This window comes from Paenibacillus sp. 7541 (assembly GCF_002276395.1).
GTDB lineage: Bacteria > Bacillota > Bacilli > Paenibacillales > Paenibacillaceae > Paenibacillus_AQ > Paenibacillus_AQ campinasensis.
Window position 1 is genome coordinate 1 of the sequence record NZ_NQLZ01000016.1, and the last position, 16559, is coordinate 16559.

The 16559-nt window shown below is 55.0% G+C and carries 19 protein-coding genes; 5 read left to right on the forward strand and 14 right to left on the reverse strand.

Features of this window, described 5'->3' with window-relative positions; all coding sequences use genetic code 11:
- Positions 1-57: 57 nt before the first annotated feature.
- Together groL and groES are read right to left on the reverse strand one after the other, a co-directional pair.
- Positions 58-1680 carry a chaperonin GroEL gene (gene groL, locus CHH75_RS10525; protein WP_095264787.1) on the reverse strand — a complete coding sequence of 541 codons (1623 nt, stop codon included), beginning with the start codon at positions 1678-1680 and terminating at the stop codon, positions 58-60.
- A gap of 61 nt (positions 1681-1741) precedes the next feature.
- Positions 1742-2023, reverse strand: a complete 282-nt coding sequence (gene groES, locus CHH75_RS10530; protein ID WP_095264786.1) for a co-chaperone GroES — start codon at positions 2021-2023, stop codon at positions 1742-1744.
- 379 nt (positions 2024-2402) lie between these two features.
- On the opposite strand from groES, the gene CHH75_RS10535 reads away from it, so the two are divergent.
- Positions 2403-2990 (forward strand): TetR/AcrR family transcriptional regulator, encoded by a 588-nt coding sequence (locus CHH75_RS10535; RefSeq protein WP_095398110.1) that lies wholly within the window; start codon positions 2403-2405, stop codon positions 2988-2990.
- Between the two features lie 181 nt (positions 2991-3171).
- Here the strand turns inward: CHH75_RS10535 and tatC are convergent, their stop codons facing one another.
- The 5 genes from tatC to CHH75_RS10560 all read right to left on the reverse strand — a co-directional run bounded on the left by tatC (position 3172) and on the right by CHH75_RS10560 (position 6199).
- Positions 3172-3948, reverse strand: a complete 777-nt coding sequence (gene tatC / locus CHH75_RS10540; protein WP_095398111.1) for a twin-arginine translocase subunit TatC — start codon at positions 3946-3948, stop codon at positions 3172-3174.
- Positions 3949-4029: 81 nt separating this feature from the next.
- Positions 4030-4266 (reverse strand): twin-arginine translocase TatA/TatE family subunit, encoded by a 237-nt coding sequence (tatA, locus tag CHH75_RS10545; protein WP_095264783.1) that lies wholly within the window; start codon positions 4264-4266, stop codon positions 4030-4032.
- A 214-nt stretch (positions 4267-4480) separates the two neighbouring features.
- Positions 4481-4972 carry a MogA/MoaB family molybdenum cofactor biosynthesis protein gene (locus tag CHH75_RS10550; RefSeq protein WP_095264782.1) on the reverse strand — a complete coding sequence of 164 codons (492 nt, stop codon included), beginning with the start codon at positions 4970-4972 and terminating at the stop codon, positions 4481-4483.
- 58 nt (positions 4973-5030) lie between these two features.
- On the reverse strand, positions 5031-5513 hold the full coding sequence (gene moaC, locus CHH75_RS10555) for a cyclic pyranopterin monophosphate synthase MoaC (protein WP_095398112.1): 483 nt from the start codon (positions 5511-5513) through the stop codon (positions 5031-5033).
- Positions 5504-6199, reverse strand: a complete 696-nt coding sequence (locus tag CHH75_RS10560) for a 5-formyltetrahydrofolate cyclo-ligase (RefSeq protein WP_095264780.1) — start codon at positions 6197-6199, stop codon at positions 5504-5506. Before CHH75_RS10560 ends, moaC begins: the two co-directional genes overlap by 10 nt.
- 176 nt (positions 6200-6375) lie before the next feature.
- On the opposite strand from CHH75_RS10560, the gene CHH75_RS10565 reads away from it, so the two are divergent.
- Entirely contained in the window at positions 6376-8325 is a 1950-nt protein-coding gene (locus CHH75_RS10565; protein ID WP_095398113.1) for an ABC-F family ATP-binding cassette domain-containing protein, read from the forward strand.
- Between the two features lie 537 nt (positions 8326-8862).
- Here the strand turns inward: CHH75_RS10565 and tsaD are convergent.
- The 6 genes from tsaD to CHH75_RS10595 form a co-directional block, all read right to left on the reverse strand.
- Entirely contained in the window at positions 8863-9900 is a 1038-nt protein-coding gene (gene tsaD / locus CHH75_RS10570) for a tRNA (adenosine(37)-N6)-threonylcarbamoyltransferase complex transferase subunit TsaD (RefSeq protein ID WP_095398114.1), read from the reverse strand.
- Positions 9897-10367, reverse strand: coding sequence for a ribosomal protein S18-alanine N-acetyltransferase (rimI, locus tag CHH75_RS10575; protein ID WP_095264823.1), 471 nt, complete (start codon positions 10365-10367; stop codon positions 9897-9899). Before rimI ends, tsaD begins: the two co-directional genes overlap by 4 nt.
- A 74-nt stretch (positions 10368-10441) precedes the next feature.
- Positions 10442-11230: a tRNA (adenosine(37)-N6)-threonylcarbamoyltransferase complex dimerization subunit type 1 TsaB gene (tsaB, locus tag CHH75_RS10580; RefSeq protein WP_095398115.1), complete on the reverse strand. Its 789-nt coding sequence runs from the start codon at positions 11228-11230 to the stop codon at positions 10442-10444.
- Between the two features lie 3 nt (positions 11231-11233).
- Positions 11234-11716, reverse strand: a complete 483-nt coding sequence (gene tsaE, locus CHH75_RS10585; protein ID WP_413773608.1) for a tRNA (adenosine(37)-N6)-threonylcarbamoyltransferase complex ATPase subunit type 1 TsaE — start codon at positions 11714-11716, stop codon at positions 11234-11236.
- Positions 11717-12077: 361 nt separating this feature from the next.
- Positions 12078-12260: an H-type small acid-soluble spore protein gene (locus CHH75_RS10590; RefSeq protein WP_095264776.1), complete on the reverse strand. Its 183-nt coding sequence runs from the start codon at positions 12258-12260 to the stop codon at positions 12078-12080.
- Positions 12260-12553: a hypothetical protein gene (locus CHH75_RS10595; RefSeq protein WP_095398116.1), complete on the reverse strand. Its 294-nt coding sequence runs from the start codon at positions 12551-12553 to the stop codon at positions 12260-12262. The genes CHH75_RS10590 and CHH75_RS10595 overlap by 1 nt, the downstream gene beginning before the upstream one ends.
- A 266-nt stretch (positions 12554-12819) precedes the next feature.
- Here CHH75_RS10595 and ku point away from each other — a divergent pair, with 266 nt between their 5' ends.
- Genes ku through ligD form a run of 3 tightly spaced genes read left to right on the forward strand, consistent with a single transcriptional unit; the run spans position 12820 to position 15577 of the window.
- The gene (gene ku / locus CHH75_RS10600; protein WP_095264774.1) at positions 12820-13749 is read left to right on the forward strand and encodes a non-homologous end joining protein Ku; all 930 of its coding nucleotides are present in this window, start codon (positions 12820-12822) and stop codon (positions 13747-13749) included.
- 37 nt (positions 13750-13786) lie between these two features.
- Positions 13787-14656 carry an ATP-dependent DNA ligase gene (locus CHH75_RS10605; RefSeq protein ID WP_230875690.1) on the forward strand — a complete coding sequence of 290 codons (870 nt, stop codon included), beginning with the start codon at positions 13787-13789 and terminating at the stop codon, positions 14654-14656.
- A gap of 3 nt (positions 14657-14659) precedes the next feature.
- Entirely contained in the window at positions 14660-15577 is a 918-nt protein-coding gene (gene ligD / locus CHH75_RS10610; protein WP_095398118.1) for a non-homologous end-joining DNA ligase, read from the forward strand.
- On the opposite strand, the gene CHH75_RS10615 is transcribed toward ligD, so the two are convergent.
- Positions 15560-16549 carry an SPL family radical SAM protein gene (locus tag CHH75_RS10615; protein ID WP_095398119.1) on the reverse strand — a complete coding sequence of 330 codons (990 nt, stop codon included), beginning with the start codon at positions 16547-16549 and terminating at the stop codon, positions 15560-15562. The two genes, ligD and CHH75_RS10615, sit on opposite strands and share 18 nt — an antisense overlap.
- Positions 16550-16559: the final 10 nt, after the last annotated feature.

The following is a 16559-nucleotide window of genomic DNA, read 5'->3' on the forward strand; positions in this document are numbered from 1 at the left end:
AGGCTCCCTCCCGGGAGCCCTTCATCTTGCCATATTGCAGGGTTGTTGAACCTTTTATTACATCATTCCACCCATGCCGCCCATGTCTGGAGCAGCAGCTGGTTTTTCTGGTTCAGGCTTGTCAGCGATCACCGCTTCAGTCGTCAGGAACATCGCTGCTACGGAAGCAGCGTTTTGCAGTGCGGAGCGAGTGACTTTCGCAGGGTCAACGATACCTGCTTCGAACATGTTCACCCACTCGTCAGTAGCAGCGTTGTAGCCGATACCGATTTGTTCTTTCTTCAGACGCTCAACGATGACGGAGCCTTCTTGACCCGCGTTCGCAGCGATCGTACGGATTGGCTCTTCAAGCGCACGCAGCACGATGTTCACGCCCGTCTTCTCGTCGCCTTCTGCGTCTACAGCAGCAACCGCAGCGTATACGTTCACGAGAGCCGTACCACCACCGGATACCATACCTTCTTCCACAGCAGCACGCGTAGCGTTCAGAGCATCTTCGATGCGCAGTTTGCGCTCTTTCAGCTCAGTTTCCGTAGCTGCGCCGACTTTGATTACGGCTACGCCGCCAGCCAGTTTAGCCAGACGCTCTTGCAGCTTCTCTTTGTCGAACTCGGAAGTGGTTTCTTCGAGCTGCGTACGGATTTGTTTCACGCGAGCTTCGATGTCTTCCTTGTTGCCTGCACCGTCAACGATGATGGTGTTTTCTTTCGTTACACGCACTTGACGAGCGGTACCGAGCTGCTCGATCGTTGCGGATTTCAGGTCAAGACCAAGCTCTTCCGTAATCACTTGACCACCAGTCAGAGCAGCGATGTCTTGCAGCATCGCTTTGCGGCGATCACCAAAGCCAGGCGCTTTAACAGCTACAGCGTTGAATGTGCCGCGCAGCTTGTTCACGATCAGCATCGCTTGCGCTTCGCCTTCGATGTCCTCTGCGATCAGAACAAGGGATTTGCCTTGTTGTACGATCTTCTCAAGGATTGGCAGAATTTCTTGCGTGTTGCTGATTTTTTTGTCGGTGATCAGGATGTATGGATTTTCAAGCACAGCTTCCATTTTATCCGTATCCGTAATCATGTATGGAGAGATGTAGCCACGATCGAATTGCATACCTTCTACGATTTCCATCTCTGTCAGGAAGCCGCGGGATTCTTCAACGGTGATAACGCCGTCTTTGCCCACTTTTTCCATCGCTTCAGCGATCAATTGTCCTACTTCTTCGTCCGCAGCGGACACGGAAGCAACCTGAGCGATTTCCTGCTTGTTTTTCACTTCTTTAGCAATGTTGTGCAGCTCGGTTACAGCCGCTTTAACCGCTTTGTCGATCCCTTTGCGAACAACCATAGGGTTAGCGCCAGCGGTTACGTTCTTCAGCCCTTCGCGAATCATCGCTTGAGCGAGCACAGTAGCCGTCGTTGTACCGTCACCGGCAACATCGTTTGTTTTCGTAGCAACTTCTTTAACAAGCTGAGCACCCATGTTCTCGAATGCATCTTCCAGCTCGATTTCTTTAGCAATGGTTACACCGTCATTCGTGATGAGCGGGCTTCCGAATTTTTTCTCAAGCACCACGTTGCGGCCTTTAGGACCGAGCGTTACTTTTACTGCATTAGCCAAAGCATCTACACCGCGAAGCATTGAGCGACGGGCTTCTTCACTGAACTTAATATCTTTTGCCATGGTATAACATACCTCCCTAGTCGATTATGGATATTCAAACATGATATATGCAGGCGCGTGATTAGCCTAAGATCGCGTGGATGTCGCTTTCTTTCATAATCAAGTATTCTTTACCTTCATATTTGATCTCTGTTCCGGCGTATTTGGAGAAAATGACACGGTCGCCTTCCTTCACTTCCAAAGGTACGCGAACACCGTCTTTCAGGGAGCCGCTGCCTACAGCAATGACTTTGCCTTCTTGCGGCTTTTCTTTAGCGGAATCAGGAAGTACAATCCCGAATGCCGTAGTTTCTTCTTGTTCGATCGGTTCTACCAATACGCGTTCACCTAAAGGTCTGATCATGAAAAATAGCCTCCTTTAAATATGTTGTACATGCTTTTATTACAAAAAGCCATATGTATTAGCACTCGACGTCTGCTAGTGCTAACAACCAACTTTATGATACTCAAGTTGTCACAAGATTTCAAGCCCTTTGCTCATTTTTTGATCAATTTTTTGGGACATGAAATCCTGCTTGCCCATGGCTGAAAACACCCCTCACCATTGTATCCAAGCCTGACCGAAATATGCCTATTATCCCGCGTGTCGATCCCCGTCGCTGCCAAGGCCGGAACCGGCCTCGAAATTTATCAAAACCCGCTTCCTGACCGATATGTTATGAAGAAACGCACGCTTAACCTGTCGGATTCTGAAGTCTAAAGCGAGGTCGAGGTGATCAATAATGTATGAGCTCACCGATGAATGCAGCATGGAGCACAGCACCCAGGCGATGAAGTCCGCCCTGATCGAGCTGATTCTGGATCAAGGCTACGATCAGGTAACCCTCTCCGATATCGTCCGAACAGCGGGCACCCATCCGGATACCTTCCGCGAACATTTTGCGGATAAAGACGAACTGCTTGAGCGGGTGACAAACGATTTTCTGAACGGTCTGGGACATGTCTTGATTCGCCCCTATGTACGATCTCGAACGCTCCACGCCAATCAGCTGGCTGCTGAAGCACTACGAATCTTTCGCTATATCTATGAACACCGGCCGGTATTCCAGGCGCTGCTGGCCGCTCCTGCCAATCTGCATCAGCGACTGTACAGCCGGATTCGGTCGCATCAATCGACCACGGTCCGGCTGCTGAGCGACCGACCTGAAGAGATCGATGACGACCTCCTGATCAGCTACACCATAACGACAGCTCTGGGGCTTGTGATGGAATGGACCAGGCAGGGCTTCAAAGCTACCGCCGTCGACATGGTCCGGCAATTGAACGAGCTTGTAGGCACGAGACTCAGCAATCCGGCCTGCCGGCCATGATCCATCGGCCACACGAGCTGCCGGCACCCCCCTCCCTTGAACCGCCCATAAAAAAAGACAGATCGCTTATTCCATAGGTCACGATCTGTCCACTGTTAATATCCTGATTGTTGAATGGCTTGGCAGCCTGTCAGCTAAGCTCTTTCCCTGCTGAACCCATCGCCTGCTGAGCCTGAACTGCCTAGTTGTCGTCCTCGCTGACCTGCACATACCGGCTTTCTCTTTCCATATCCGCCTCCAGCTGCTTCCGGTAGATCGCTGCCGACAGGAACACACTGAACTCATACAGCAGCAGCAGCGGAATCGTCACCAGGAAATCGGAGATGAAATCCGGCGGCGTAATAACAACCGCGATAAAGACCAGTGCAAAATAGGCCAGCTTGCGCATCTTTTTCAATCTTAACGGATTTAATATCCGGATTCTCGTCAAAAACATGACCACCAGCGGCAGCTCAAACACCAGCGCCAGCGGCAGCACCAGATTAAACATGAAATTGAAATACGAGATAATTCCGTACGTCTCCGTCAGTCCCATGTTCTGGGTGATCGTTGTCGTAAACGTCAAGGTCATCGGGAAGACGATATAGTAACCGAACATCACCCCGACAATAAACAACAGAAACGCATAAGGAATATAGGCGACCGTGGCCTTCTGCTCCTCCTTGCGTAGTCCCGGCTTCACAAAGGCCCAGAGCTGGTAGATGATGAACGGAATCGAGATGACGAGCGAGAACACGGCTGCAATCTTCATGTAAATGCCAATGCCATCCCAAAAAGAGAGCGCATGCAGCTCGAACGTGCGGGCATGCTTCGCTTCAATCAAGTATCTGTAAATCGGATCCGCCACGAACAGCCCCGCAATCAGCCCGGCTACAAATACAATGAGGACCACAATGATCCGCTTGCGCAGCTCGCCCAAATGCTCCGTTAACGCCATTTGCTTCATTTGATCAGACATATTTGAACTCACACCATCCTATCTGTAACCCGTGACATAAGAAAATCCCTCCCGAAGGAAGGGATATTCCCACACCAACCGTTATTCAGGCAGACGTTTGTTATCCGCCTTCGTTTCTTCCACTGCCGCCGTCTGGCGAGCTTGATCTTCCTTCTTCGGAGCCGGCTCGTCTTCGATAATCTCACGGGCGCCGTTCTTGAATTCACGGAACGTTCTTCCGACCGCACGGCCAAGCTCCGGCAATTTATTCGGACCGAACAACAGCAGCGCCAAAATCACGAGCAAGATTAAGCCCGGTACACCTATTGTACTACCCATTCTATGTTTCCTCCTTGTCCTGTGTTGCTGACCTTCAAGGACCTATTGGGATATTTGTCCACAGTCGATACTCCGGCACAGCTTGCCATCATTGTCACATTGATTCCAGCATACCATAATATTTAACAACTATACAGATGACGTTCTTGCAAAAAGCGCGAAACCGCGAAAGAATTACCGGCTCGACAAGCCTGAAACGCCTGTCCGATCTGTCCTACAACTGCTCCCGGTATTGCCCCGTCACCATCAAGAGGGCTTCGGGAAGCTGATCCATGACGGCCGCCAGATTCTCATGGACACCCTTCGGGGACCCCGGCAGGTTCAGAATCAGCGTCCGCCCGCGGATGCCGCATATTCCGCGGAACAGCATCGCCGCCCGGTTCTTCTGCATCACCGTCGCTCTCATCGCCTCGGCGATGCCAGGGACCTCGCGTTCGACGACCCGCTTGGTCGCCTCTGGTGTGACATCCCGAATCGCCAGCTCCGTTCCGCCGGTTGTCAGCACCAGATCCAGCTGATAGTAGTCTGTCAGTTCAATCAGCGCCGCAATAATTTCATCCTGCTCGTCCGGGACGATCCGGTATTCAATAATTTCTCCACCAAGCTCTTCTTCCACCAGTTCCCGGATAACCTGGGCGCTCGTATCTTCACGCTCCCCCCGCGCGCCTTTGTCGCTCGCGGTCAGGATCGCCGTTTTCCACACCATGAAGTCCCCTCTCCCTTCCCTCTCTATCCGAAACTTTGTATTTATCCTGCTCTTTAATTCATTGCTCGCTCTGTTCCTTTATGTAATCGCCGCTTTTTCCGCCGGTTTTGCGAACCAGCATCGTCGGCCCGATCACCATATCCTTCTGAAGCGCCTTGCACATATCATAGACGGTCAGCGCCGCAGCCGAAACGGCCGTCAAAGCCTCCATCTCGACCCCCGTCTTGCCCGTCGTTCTCACTGTGGCCTCGACATACAGCTCGTCCTTCGCATTATCGGCGAACGTGATGTCAATTCCGGTCAGCGGCAGCGGGTGGCACATCGGGATGAAGTCCGCTGTTTTCTTCGCCGCCATGATGCCTGCCACCTGGGCCACCGCCAGCACGTCTCCTTTACCGATCTTGCCCTCCTGAATTTTGACCAGGGTATCCGGATGCATCGTAACCGTCGTGCGGGCCGTGGCCATGCGGGCGGTCACTTCCTTGTCGCTAATATCGACCATGCGGGCTCTGCCCTGTGTGTTAAAATGACTCAGTTCCATCCTTCACCCTCCGTATGCTGCTCGTTTCGTGTCGTACAGCCCTCGTTCGTAACCAGGCCGTCCAGTACCGCATCATGCCTGTCCATGGGCACCTGATCCACGACTTGAATCTCGTAGGCAAGCCCCATCCACATCGTGCTCTTGCTTGTGCCAGGCGCATTCCGTTCCGGGTCCTGACGCAGCCTGTTCAACTTGTCATGCAGCCGGTCGTAGTACCCTCCCCCGTATCCGAGCCTGCCGCCCTTCCTGTCAAAAGCAAGTCCCGGGACCCACACGATCTCCGGGGCAGCATCCTCATGCCGCTCTGCAGCAGCAGGGTCCGGCTCAAGAATGCCGTAAGCTCCCGGTACGAGCTGATCCCAGCTGCGCAGCAGGTACAGCTCCATCGACCTGTCGCGGGGAATGCTTCGCGGCACGAGCACCTCGATGCCTGCCCCCCACGCCCATTCAACAAGCGGCCGGGAATCCAGCTCGGAGCGAAACGGGACGTAGACCAGCATCCGCTGCAAGCCGCGCTGCTCCATTAGCTGGGCCGCATGCCGGCAGGCAAGGAACGAAAGCTCCTGCCGCGCTTTCTCGGCAAGCGCATCTCGCCGCTTCGACATCTGCTGCCTGAGCTGCTGTTTCAACTGACGCTGCTGCTTGGCCGGAGGTCCGATCTGATACTCACTCTCAAAAGGCAACATGACCTGTCCCCTCACGTTGATTTAAGTTTAGTTTACCACTGTTACCCTCGTTCGCCAAGAATCCCCCCAGCCTCTTTCAAGGTCGATTGTTCGACCATTTTCATGTAAACTGAAAATTAAGAATCGAAGATTTGCATATCATCGATGCATACAGAAATATGGAGGTTCCTTATCATATGCTGCTGCAAGCTAATGGCATTACGAAATTATATGGTGTTACCCCTGTGCTTGAAGGAATCCATCTTCAGGTGCTGGAAAGAGAGCGGATCGGTCTTGTCGGCGTTAATGGCGCAGGCAAGTCGACCCTTCTGAAAATACTCGCAGGCGAGATGTCCTATGACAGCGGACAAATCTTCAAGGCCAAGGAAACGACCGTCGGTTATCTCGCCCAGAATAGCGGACTGCAATCCGCGCGGACCATCTGGGAGGAAATGCTCGACGTATTCACCCCGCTGCTGGAGACTGAACGGGAACTGCGCCAGATGGAGCAGCTGATTGCCGATCCGAAATCGAGCGAGGACCCGAAGCGCTACCAGGACCTGCTGGACCGCTACGCCGTCCGCTCAGACTGGTTCAAGGACCACGGCGGGTATGAGATCGAAACGCGGATTCGCAGCGTACTGCACGGGATGGGCTTCGGCTCCTTCGCACCGGACACGCCGATCGCCACGCTCAGCGGCGGGCAGAAGACCCGGCTGGCGCTGGCCAAACTGCTGCTGCAAGCTCCGGACCTGCTGATGCTGGACGAGCCGACGAACCATCTGGACATCGCCACGCTGACCTGGCTCGAAGACTACCTGCGCGGCTATGCAGGCGCACTCGTCGTTGTGTCCCATGACCGCTACTTTCTGGATCGGCTCGTGACGACCATTGTCGAGATTGAACGCCGCCACTCGAAGCGTTACACCGGCAATTACAGCCGCTACATCGAGCTGAAGGCGGCCGAATACGAATCCCAGATGAAGCAGTACGAGAAGCAGCAGGATGAGATTGCCCGCATGGAGGCGTTCATTCAGCGCAATCTGGTCCGGGCTTCAACGACCAAGCGTGCGCAGAGCCGGCGCAAGGCGCTGGAAAAGATGGATCGCATGGACAGACCGATGGGGGAGCTAAAGAAGGCTCACTTTTCGTTTGAAGTGGAATATATGTCTGGCAAAGACGTGCTTCAGGTGAGCGGTTTATCCGTCGCCTTTGAACCGGGAAGTCCGCTGTTCCGGGACGTCTCTTTCGATCTGCATCGCGGCGAGACCGTGGCGCTGATCGGGCCCAACGGTGTCGGCAAATCCACGCTGCTCAAATGCCTGATCGGCACGATGCAGCCTTCAGAGGGAAGCTTTCAGTGGGGCACGAAGGTCAAGCTCGGTTATTACGACCAGGAGCAATCGGAGCTCAATCCGAACCATACCGTGCTGGAAGAGCTGTGGAGTGCTTATCCGCATATGGAAGAAGCCCGAATCCGGACCGTGCTTGGCAACTTCCTGTTCAGCGGCGAAGATGTGCTCAAGAAGATCAGCTCATTAAGCGGCGGGGAGAAAGCCAGGGTCTCTCTGGCCAAGCTGATGCTCCTTGAAGCCAACATGCTCATTCTGGACGAACCGACCAACCATCTGGACCTGTATAGCAAAGAGGTGCTGGAATCCGCCCTCATGGATTATGAGGGGACACTCCTGTTCATCTCCCATGACCGCTACTTCCTGAACAAAATGGCCGAGCGCATCGTCGAGCTTCATCCGGACGGCGTTCAGCATTTCCTGGGCAATTACGACGACTACACCGAGAAGAAGCAGGAGCTGCTGGACTTCAACGATGAGCCCTCCGAGCCCTTTGCGCGGCATTCGGCCAAGACGGAGCATAAACCGGAGGCTCCGGAGAAGCAGGGCGCAGTATCCTTTGAAGCCGAGAAGCAGGCGAAACGGGAGGAGCGCAGCCGCAAACGGAAGCTGGCGAGCCTGGAGAAGCAGATTCATACACTGGAGACGGAGATTGCCCAGATTGAAGAAGAGATGACCCGTCCGGAAATTTTTCAGGATTATGTGGCGCTTCAGGAGCGGCAGGAAACTGTCGACAACAAAAAAGAATTGCTCGAGCAGATTTTTGCCGAATGGGAGTCCCTGCTGGAGGAATAAAAAAATTTCACAAACCTGTTTCAAAATCGAATATTGCACTTATGCACAGCGTTATCCCCAGCTTTAGTGTATAAGTAGGATTTGAAAATGGCCTTCGCGGCCATTTTTTTGTTGTTCTGCACCCATTTCCGCGCAATATCCAGCTTTATCCACTAAATTATTCACATTATCCACAAAAAAATCCCGGGTTTCTGAAAAGAATATCCCCTCTTTTCAATCCGTCTTCAAACGCCGTTATTTCGACATTTTTCTTACTTATACACAATTTTCACAGGATATGTGGATAACGTTGTGCACATCTTGACAAGAATCGCCACACTTTTGCGGACATCCTTGCGACCTCCATCACGATAAAAAAGAGCAGTCCCGTTTGGACCGGACACACTCCCGGCAGCCGCCGCCCAAGTCAAGATCTCATCTCGACGAACGTCTGCAAGGGGAATGCATCCGGTCAACCCGGAACTGCCCTCTGGTATATTCATGGAACTATCGCATGCCATCGCCACAGCATGCCAAGCATGCCGCTAACGTTTTGGCTTACATCCAGCTTTCCAGCGAAAGCTGCGGATCTGCCTTCAAATCAAGCGGATCTTGACGCTCCCGCTTCCATTTCAGATGTGCGGCCGCCGCAATCATCGCCCCGTTGTCCGTGCAATACTTAAACGGCGGGATGGTGAGCTGAATCCCTTCGGCCTCGCAGCGGTCTGTCAGCGCCGTCCGCAGGCCCTTGTTAGCAGCCACACCGCCGCATAGCAGCAGCTGCTTCGCTCCGAACTGCTTCACAGCCCGGACGGCCTTCTCCACCAGCACTTCCACCACCGATTCCTGGAAGCCGCGGGCAATCGCTCCGGCCGGCACGTCTTCCCCGCGCATCTTGCTCTTGTTAACCGCGTTCAGCACTGCGGATTTCAGTCCGCTGAAGCTGAAGTCATAGGAGTCCGCCTCCAGCCAGACGCGCGGCAAATCGGCTGCCGCCTCGGCTTCAAGCGCGAGACGATCCACGTGAGGCCCACCCGGATACGGAAACCCGAGCGCACGGGCTACCTTGTCGTACGCTTCGCCCACCGCATCATCTCTCGTTCTGCCGATCAGCTCGAAGCTGCCTTCCTCTTTCATATACACCAGCTCCGTATGTCCGCCGGATACGACCAGCGCCATCGACGGATATTCAATCTCGCCTACGAAGCGGTTCGCATAGATATGCCCCGCAATATGATGCGTGCCAATCAGCGGCTTATTCAAGGCAATCGCCAGGCTTTTCGCCGCCGTCATTCCTACGAGAAGCGCCCCGACCAGCCCGGGCCCCTGCGTCACCGCAATCGCCGACAAATCGTTCTTCCCGATGCCGGCCTCGCGGATGGCTTCCTCTATAATGTTCGTAATGCTCTCGACATGTTTCCGCGATGCCACCTCAGGCACCACCCCGCCAAAAGCCTTATGGGTTTCAATCTGGCTGGCGATGACGCTGGAGAGCACCTCGCATCCGTCCTTCACCACAGCGACCGAGGTTTCGTCACAGCTTGTCTCAATCGCCAATATACAGCTATGCTGCCGATCCGTCTTTATATCATTCATGATAGCCTTTGACTTCCTTCCGTGCCTTCGTCCTCCCGGTAGGGAGGCAAGTCCGCCCACATAATCATCGCATCCTCATGGTTATCGGAGTAGTATCCTTTGCGGATGCCGGCTGGCCTGAACCCTTTTTTCAAATAGAGCCTCTGGGCAACATGGTTGGACACCCGGACCTCCAGCGTAATCTTCTCCATCCCCATATAAGCCGCCGTCTTCATCAGCTCCGTTAACAGCCGGTCCCCCCATTTGCGGCCGCGATAGGCCTCCTTGAGGGCAATGTTCGTAATATGCGCTTCATCTACGATCGTCCACATGCCGGCATACCCGATCGTCCGGCCTTCATATTCCATCACCATATAATGAGCAAAATGGTTCAGCTTCAGTTCATTATGGAACGCTTCCTCCGTCCAGGGGACGGTGAAGGCTTCCCTCTCCACGGCCAGAACATCAGGGATATCCTGCTCCGTCATTAATCTGAAGCTCAAGCCTTCCTCATCCCATGGCGCGCTCGATTGCGACTCGTTCACTCGTTCCGACGCTCCCTTCACCGTTTCCGAAGCAGGTTCGCTTCCGCCTCGGACAACTGTGTGTAGTTCGGCACCAGCGAATGCGGCTCGTCCGCCTCTTGGGCCAACAGCCTCTTGGCGCCGAGATACCCGACCCAGCGGCCCTCCAGCGAATAAGGCGAAATCGATACCCCGGTCCCCGCGAATCCTTCCAGCTCCCTTGCCGCCTCGGCATGAATGTCGACCTCGCCGACAAAAAAGACGTGCTGCGGCCTCCGCTGCTCAGGCAGCCCGGCAATCCGCTCCTTAATCTCTTGAAGCCACGTCTGCATCAGACGGATGCCGTCGTTCTCCAGACGCACCGGCGCGCTCATCTCGCTGCCCTCCGTCCCGAACAGGGCGGTATACACCTGCCCGCGCCGCGCTTCCAGCAGCGGAACGATCCAGCTGCCGCCTTCGGGCGGCTGCCCATTCTTCCCCGCAGCCGCAAGGCCGCCCCACGCCAGCGCGTGCAGGCTGGACACGCCGACGACCGGCAGATTCAGTGTCCAGGCCAAGGTTTTGGCTGCCGTAACGGCAATGCGTATGCCCGTATAAGAACCGGGGCCGACACCGACCGCTATGCCACTTACCTCGTCCATCGTCATCCCGGCTTGCTGCAGCGCCTCGGCCATGACCGGATGAAGATGCACCGAATGGTTGCGCTCTGCGCTTGTGTTCATTTCGGTCAGCAGCGTCATTTCCTCCAGCACCGACACGGCCAGCTGCGCCGTGGACGTATCTAACGCCAAAAACCGCTGGCGCGGCTCTGTGTTATGATCATTCATTTTCTATTTACCCCATTTTTCAGTCAATTCCCGGCACCAGCTGCCGTACGGCTCGCCAACGCTTGTCAGCGTGATGGTGCGGTGAAACTCATCGATCGTCTCCATGTGAATATGAAGGTATTGCTCCGGCAGCAGCTCCGTAATGAGACGGCTCCACTCCACAATGCATACCCCATCTCCGTAAAAATATTCATCCAGCCCCAGCTCGTCCGCCTCATCCAGCGACAGCCGATAGACATCCATATGATACAGGGGGAGCCGTCCCGCATACTCCTTAATAATCGTGAACGTCGGACTGTTCACAACGCCGCTGACGCCCAGCTGCTTCGCAAAGCCCTGGGAGAATGCCGTCTTCCCGGCCCCGAGATCCCCGTCCAGCCCGATCACCGTGCCCGGCCCCGCCTTGTCTGCCAGCCAGGCAGCCAGCCGCTGTGTATCCTCCGGCCCCGAGGAGGTCAGTTGGAACTGTGCTTCGCTATGGCTTATATCCACCGTTAACCCACCTTTATCCTGCTGCATGAAGATGAACAACTTGTCCCCTATCCATGCTGCAATAACCTGATCTTCATTATATCGGTCCGCTTTCCCCCCTGCAAGGATTGTTGATCAGCAAGGAAGCCCGGAGTCCAAACATAATCCGGCAGCATACCGCATATCTTCATCTACAGCGCTGGGTGCAGTTATGAAAAAACACCTTAATCCTCGCCCGGCCTTCATGTACAAGCACGGAATCGGATGAAAGGTGTTTGACGTTCGCTTAATCTCGATATCGCATCTATATCATTGTATATCGGTGCACATACAGAATGAAGCATAAGGCAGCAGCTAGGCAGCCGGGAGCATGCTGCTATTCATCTTCCTTGAGCCTATCTACGTTTACGGTCAGCGTATTGGTTGGACGCGAACCGACCTGAACTGTCGCCATGCCATTATGCGGGTCCACATGCTCAATCCATACCGGCTCGCCTTCCAGGCTCACCTTATAGGTTTCGCTGGCGTTATATATATCCATTGCACGTTGTATATCCATCAGTCATCTCCTTCCTGCGCTTCTCTCGGCGCTTCGTTCACCTGCTTCATCGTATCGGTGGTGGAGGCACCGATCCAGCCGTTGTCCTCGGTCACATTGCCTCCACCCAGACCTTCATTGATCATCCGGTCGATATCAAACATCGTCGACTCCCGGACAGCCGGATCTTCCTTGCTTGAGGTCAGTCGGCTCCAGTCCGGTTGATGTCCGGACACCGGGCCCGAAGAGGCATGATCGGAGGCCCGATCCTTCTGAATCTCTTCGGACTGTCTGTTTGCTTCAGGCTCCAGCATGACGGTATCCCTCCTTGATATGACGCATCACCGTCAATATGCCACATTCATGCCGGGATTATTCCCGGAACTGAAGGAGTCCAAGCCGGCAGGCCCTTTGTGGTCGATTTGGAGCCTTTATATTTGCCATAGGTTTTGGGCAAGCTAGTAGAAACTGCTATATTGCGGATTTGTGCCCCTATAGGTTCATTCATTCAGGAATCATATCAGCCACAGATCGAGCGGAACGGTACAGCCGAATCTTTATCAATAGGAGGGTTTCATCGATGCATACGGTATGGAAGGGCGCGATCAGCTTCGGACTGGTCCACGTCCCTGTCAAAATGTTCTCCGCCACCGAGGACAAAGACATCTCGATGCGCTATGTCCATAAGGAATGCGGCAGCCCGCTGTCGTATGTGCGCAAATGTCCGGTCTGCGAGGAGGAGGTTGGCTGGGAGGAAATCTCGCGAGGATATGAATATGAGAAAGGAAAGTTTGTGCTGTTTGAAAAAGAAGAGCTCGACCAGCTTGCCGGAGAGAACAACAAGAACATCACGATTCTTGATTTTGTTGATTTGAAGGAAATTGACCCGATCTATTTCCAGAAAACCTACTACCTCTCCCCCGACCAGGCGGGAACGAACGCCTATCGATTGCTTATGGAAGCGATGCGTCAATCCGGCAAAATCGGCATTGCCAAAATGGCGATCCGCTCCAAAAGCAGCCTAGCCGCCATCCGCGTGCTGGATGACTGCCTGTCGATCGAGACGATTTTCTATCCGGATGAGATCCGCCCGATTTCACAGGTGCCGAACCTGCCGGAAAAAGCCGAAGTGAACGATAAAGAGCTGGACATGGCCCGCCTTCTCATCGACCAGCTTTCCACACCGTTCGATCCGGAAAAATATACCGATGATTACCGCGAGCGGCTGCTTGATCTGATCAACAGCAAGGTGACTGGCGAAGAGATCAAGATTGCCCCGGCCCGCCAGGAGACCAATGTGGTCGATCTGATGGCTGCCCTGCAGGCCAGCATCGAAGCGGTGAAGCCGATCGGAACCGATCCGGGCACCGCCACCAAGCCGCGTAAGAAAACGACGCGCAAGACAGCAGCCAAGGAGCCTGCTGCTAAAGCCAGCGGTGATCAAACGGAGCCGGAAGGCCCGAAGCCGAAACGCCGGACCAAATCGAAGAAGACCGAGACCGGTTCCTGATATGAAATCGCTAGAGGAATTGCTTCCGAAGGAGCCTATGGCTCCGATAGCAACAGATGCCCTTCTGGACGGCGAGGAATGGGGCTACCAGCTGAAATGGGATGGTGTCCGGATTCTCGCTACACTGGATCAGGGCCGCGTCTCGCTCTATTCCCGCAAGCTCCTGAACAAGACCTCGCTCTACCCCGAAGTGGTCCATGCCGTCGAGAAGCTCGGCCGTCGCCGTCTGCTGCTGGACGGCGAGGTTGTTTTTTTCGACCCGGAGCTCAGTCGGCCTGTGTTTCAAAAAGTGCTTCAGCGTGAACGCTCGCGCAGCGCAGGTGCCGGTGCGCCGGCCTTTACCTATGTGCTGTTCGATCTGCTCATTGACGGCAGCGAAGACCTGCGTACGCTCCCCTATGTGGAGCGGCATCAGCGGCTGAAAGCCCTCGCGCCGAACATCCCCGGATTAATCATTACCGATCTGTTTCAGGAGGGGGCCAGCCTGTGGCAATGGGCGGAGGAACGCGGCTGGGAGGGCGTTGTGATGAAGCGCCTGGCCTCCCCATACCGGGAAGGGAAGAAGCATAAAGACTGGTATAAGAAGAAAATCGCCGTCGAGATGGACGCCTCGGCGATGGCTCTTATCATAAGAGAAGGGCGCGTGGCCAGCCTTGTGCTGTTTAACGAAGAGGGCCATTATATCGGCCGAGCTTCACTCGGCCTGAACGAGCAGACCAAGGCGCGACTGCTTAACTATGCCGGACAGCATCGCGCCGAGCTTCATCCCCCCGTCCTTCATGCCGACTTGAAGAAAGAGCAGCTGATGTGGCTAAGCCGGCCCATCCAGGTATCCGTTACCTTTCTGGAATGGAGCCAGGACGGCCTGATGCGCCACCCGAAGCTGCTCGCCATAGAAGGGGTGTAGCGGATGCCGCGTCAAGTCAAAGGAACCCTCGTCATTGAGGGCCAGGAAATTCAAATCTCGAACCCGGACAAACCGCTGTGGCCGGAGGTGGGCATCACCAAGGCGATGTACCTGCAGAAGCTGGCGGCACTGTCCCCCTTCCTGCTCCGCTACTGCCGCAACCGGCTGCTGACCACGATCCGCTATCCTCATGGGGCGGGGGACGAATCGTTCTATCAGAAGAACGCCCCGGAGCCAACTCCGGACTTCGTGCAGACTGCCGTCCATGAGAATATCCGGTATGTGCTGCTCAACGGCCTGCCGGAGCTGCTGTGGCTCGGCAATCTGGCTGCGCTTGAATTTCACCCATCGCTCCATTATGCAGGCAGCCCGCTGCCCTGCGAATGGATGATCGATCTGGATCCGTCACTGCCGGAAGAGCCGCGCATCATGGAGGCCGCCTCCATTGTCGGCGACACGCTGCGCTCGCTCGGCATCGAGTCGGTGCCGAAGACGTCGGGCGCGACCGGCGTCCAGATTATTGTGACGATTCCCGAAGGCGTGACATTTGACGAGCTGCGCTCGGTGGGGCTGTTCGTCGGTCAATACGTGACCGAGAAGCATCCGAAGCTGTTCACCATTGAGCGGCTGAAGAAACATCGCGGAGACAAGATCTATTTCGACTACCTCCAGCATTACAGCGGCAGAACGCTCGCAGCTCCCTATACGCCGCGGGCCCGTCCGCTTGCCACCGTCTCCACGCCGCTGACCTGGGAAGAGGTGAAGTCCAATGTGTCTCCAACCGACTTCCATCTGCTCAATATCGAAGAGCGTCTGAAAGAAAAGGGCGATCTTCTGCAAATGCTGCCTCCGCAGCCGGTACAGGATATCATTCGTCATCTGAAGACCGGAACGGGCCGGGGCTCAAAACGGAAAGGATAGCTGCTCGACCTCCGGTGTAAGCTCCCTCACCGTCACTTCTGCGGAAGGACGAGGGAGCTTTCTCGTGCTTGCAGCCTTCACCCGAGGCTGAGCCGGTGCCGATCCGTCGTTCATGCCGCACTGCGCAAGCAGCTTCGCAGCCATCTGCTTGAATGAACGGACGTATCCTTCCTCTGCATAAGGACCTCGGTACAGCTCATAATACGAAGCGAGCTTGTCCGGAAATTGCTCCTTCAGCGTCTGCATGTACCAGCGCTTCACATCCTTGGACAGCCGGAGCAGAGAGATCATGGCAAACGCCGCTCCACGCTCCTTCGCTGCCATAAGCAGCTGGCGCAAACCTTCTTCCTCGTCGGTAATGAACGGAAGCACCGGCGCAGCAAATATCCCGGTCTGAATACCGGCCTCCGATAGCCCGAGCAGCGCTTCAAGCCTCTGGTGCGGATGCGGGGAGGCAGGCTCCAGCTTGCGGATGATGCCGGGATCCAGCGTATTGATGCTGATGTTCACCGATACATCCTTCATCTGCGTCAGAATGTCCAGGTCTCTGAGCACGAGGGGCGACCGCGTTGTAATGCTGGTGCTGATCCGGTATTTGGCCAGCACCTTCAGGCACGCCCTCGTAATTTCGGCCTTACCCTCAATCGGCTGGTAAGGATCGGTCGCAGTCCCGATGGTCACCTGACCGATCTGTCTGCCCAGCGCATCGATGTCGTGGCCGAGCTTGCGCGCCATGCCAGACAGCTGCTTCTCCAGCGCCTCGGCTGCATTGCTCTTCATCATAATGCGAAATTGGAATTCATCCTCCGCTCCAAGCCCCATGAAGGACTGAAAGGCCCTTGCATAGCAGAAGCTGCAGCCGTGAGCGCAGCCCCGGTACGGATTAATCGACCAGTCAAAAGGCATTCGCTCCTCCTGAACCCGATTTAACGTCTGCTTCGTAGTTACGGTCTCATAAGTTGTCGTTGGCATGGCAACCCGC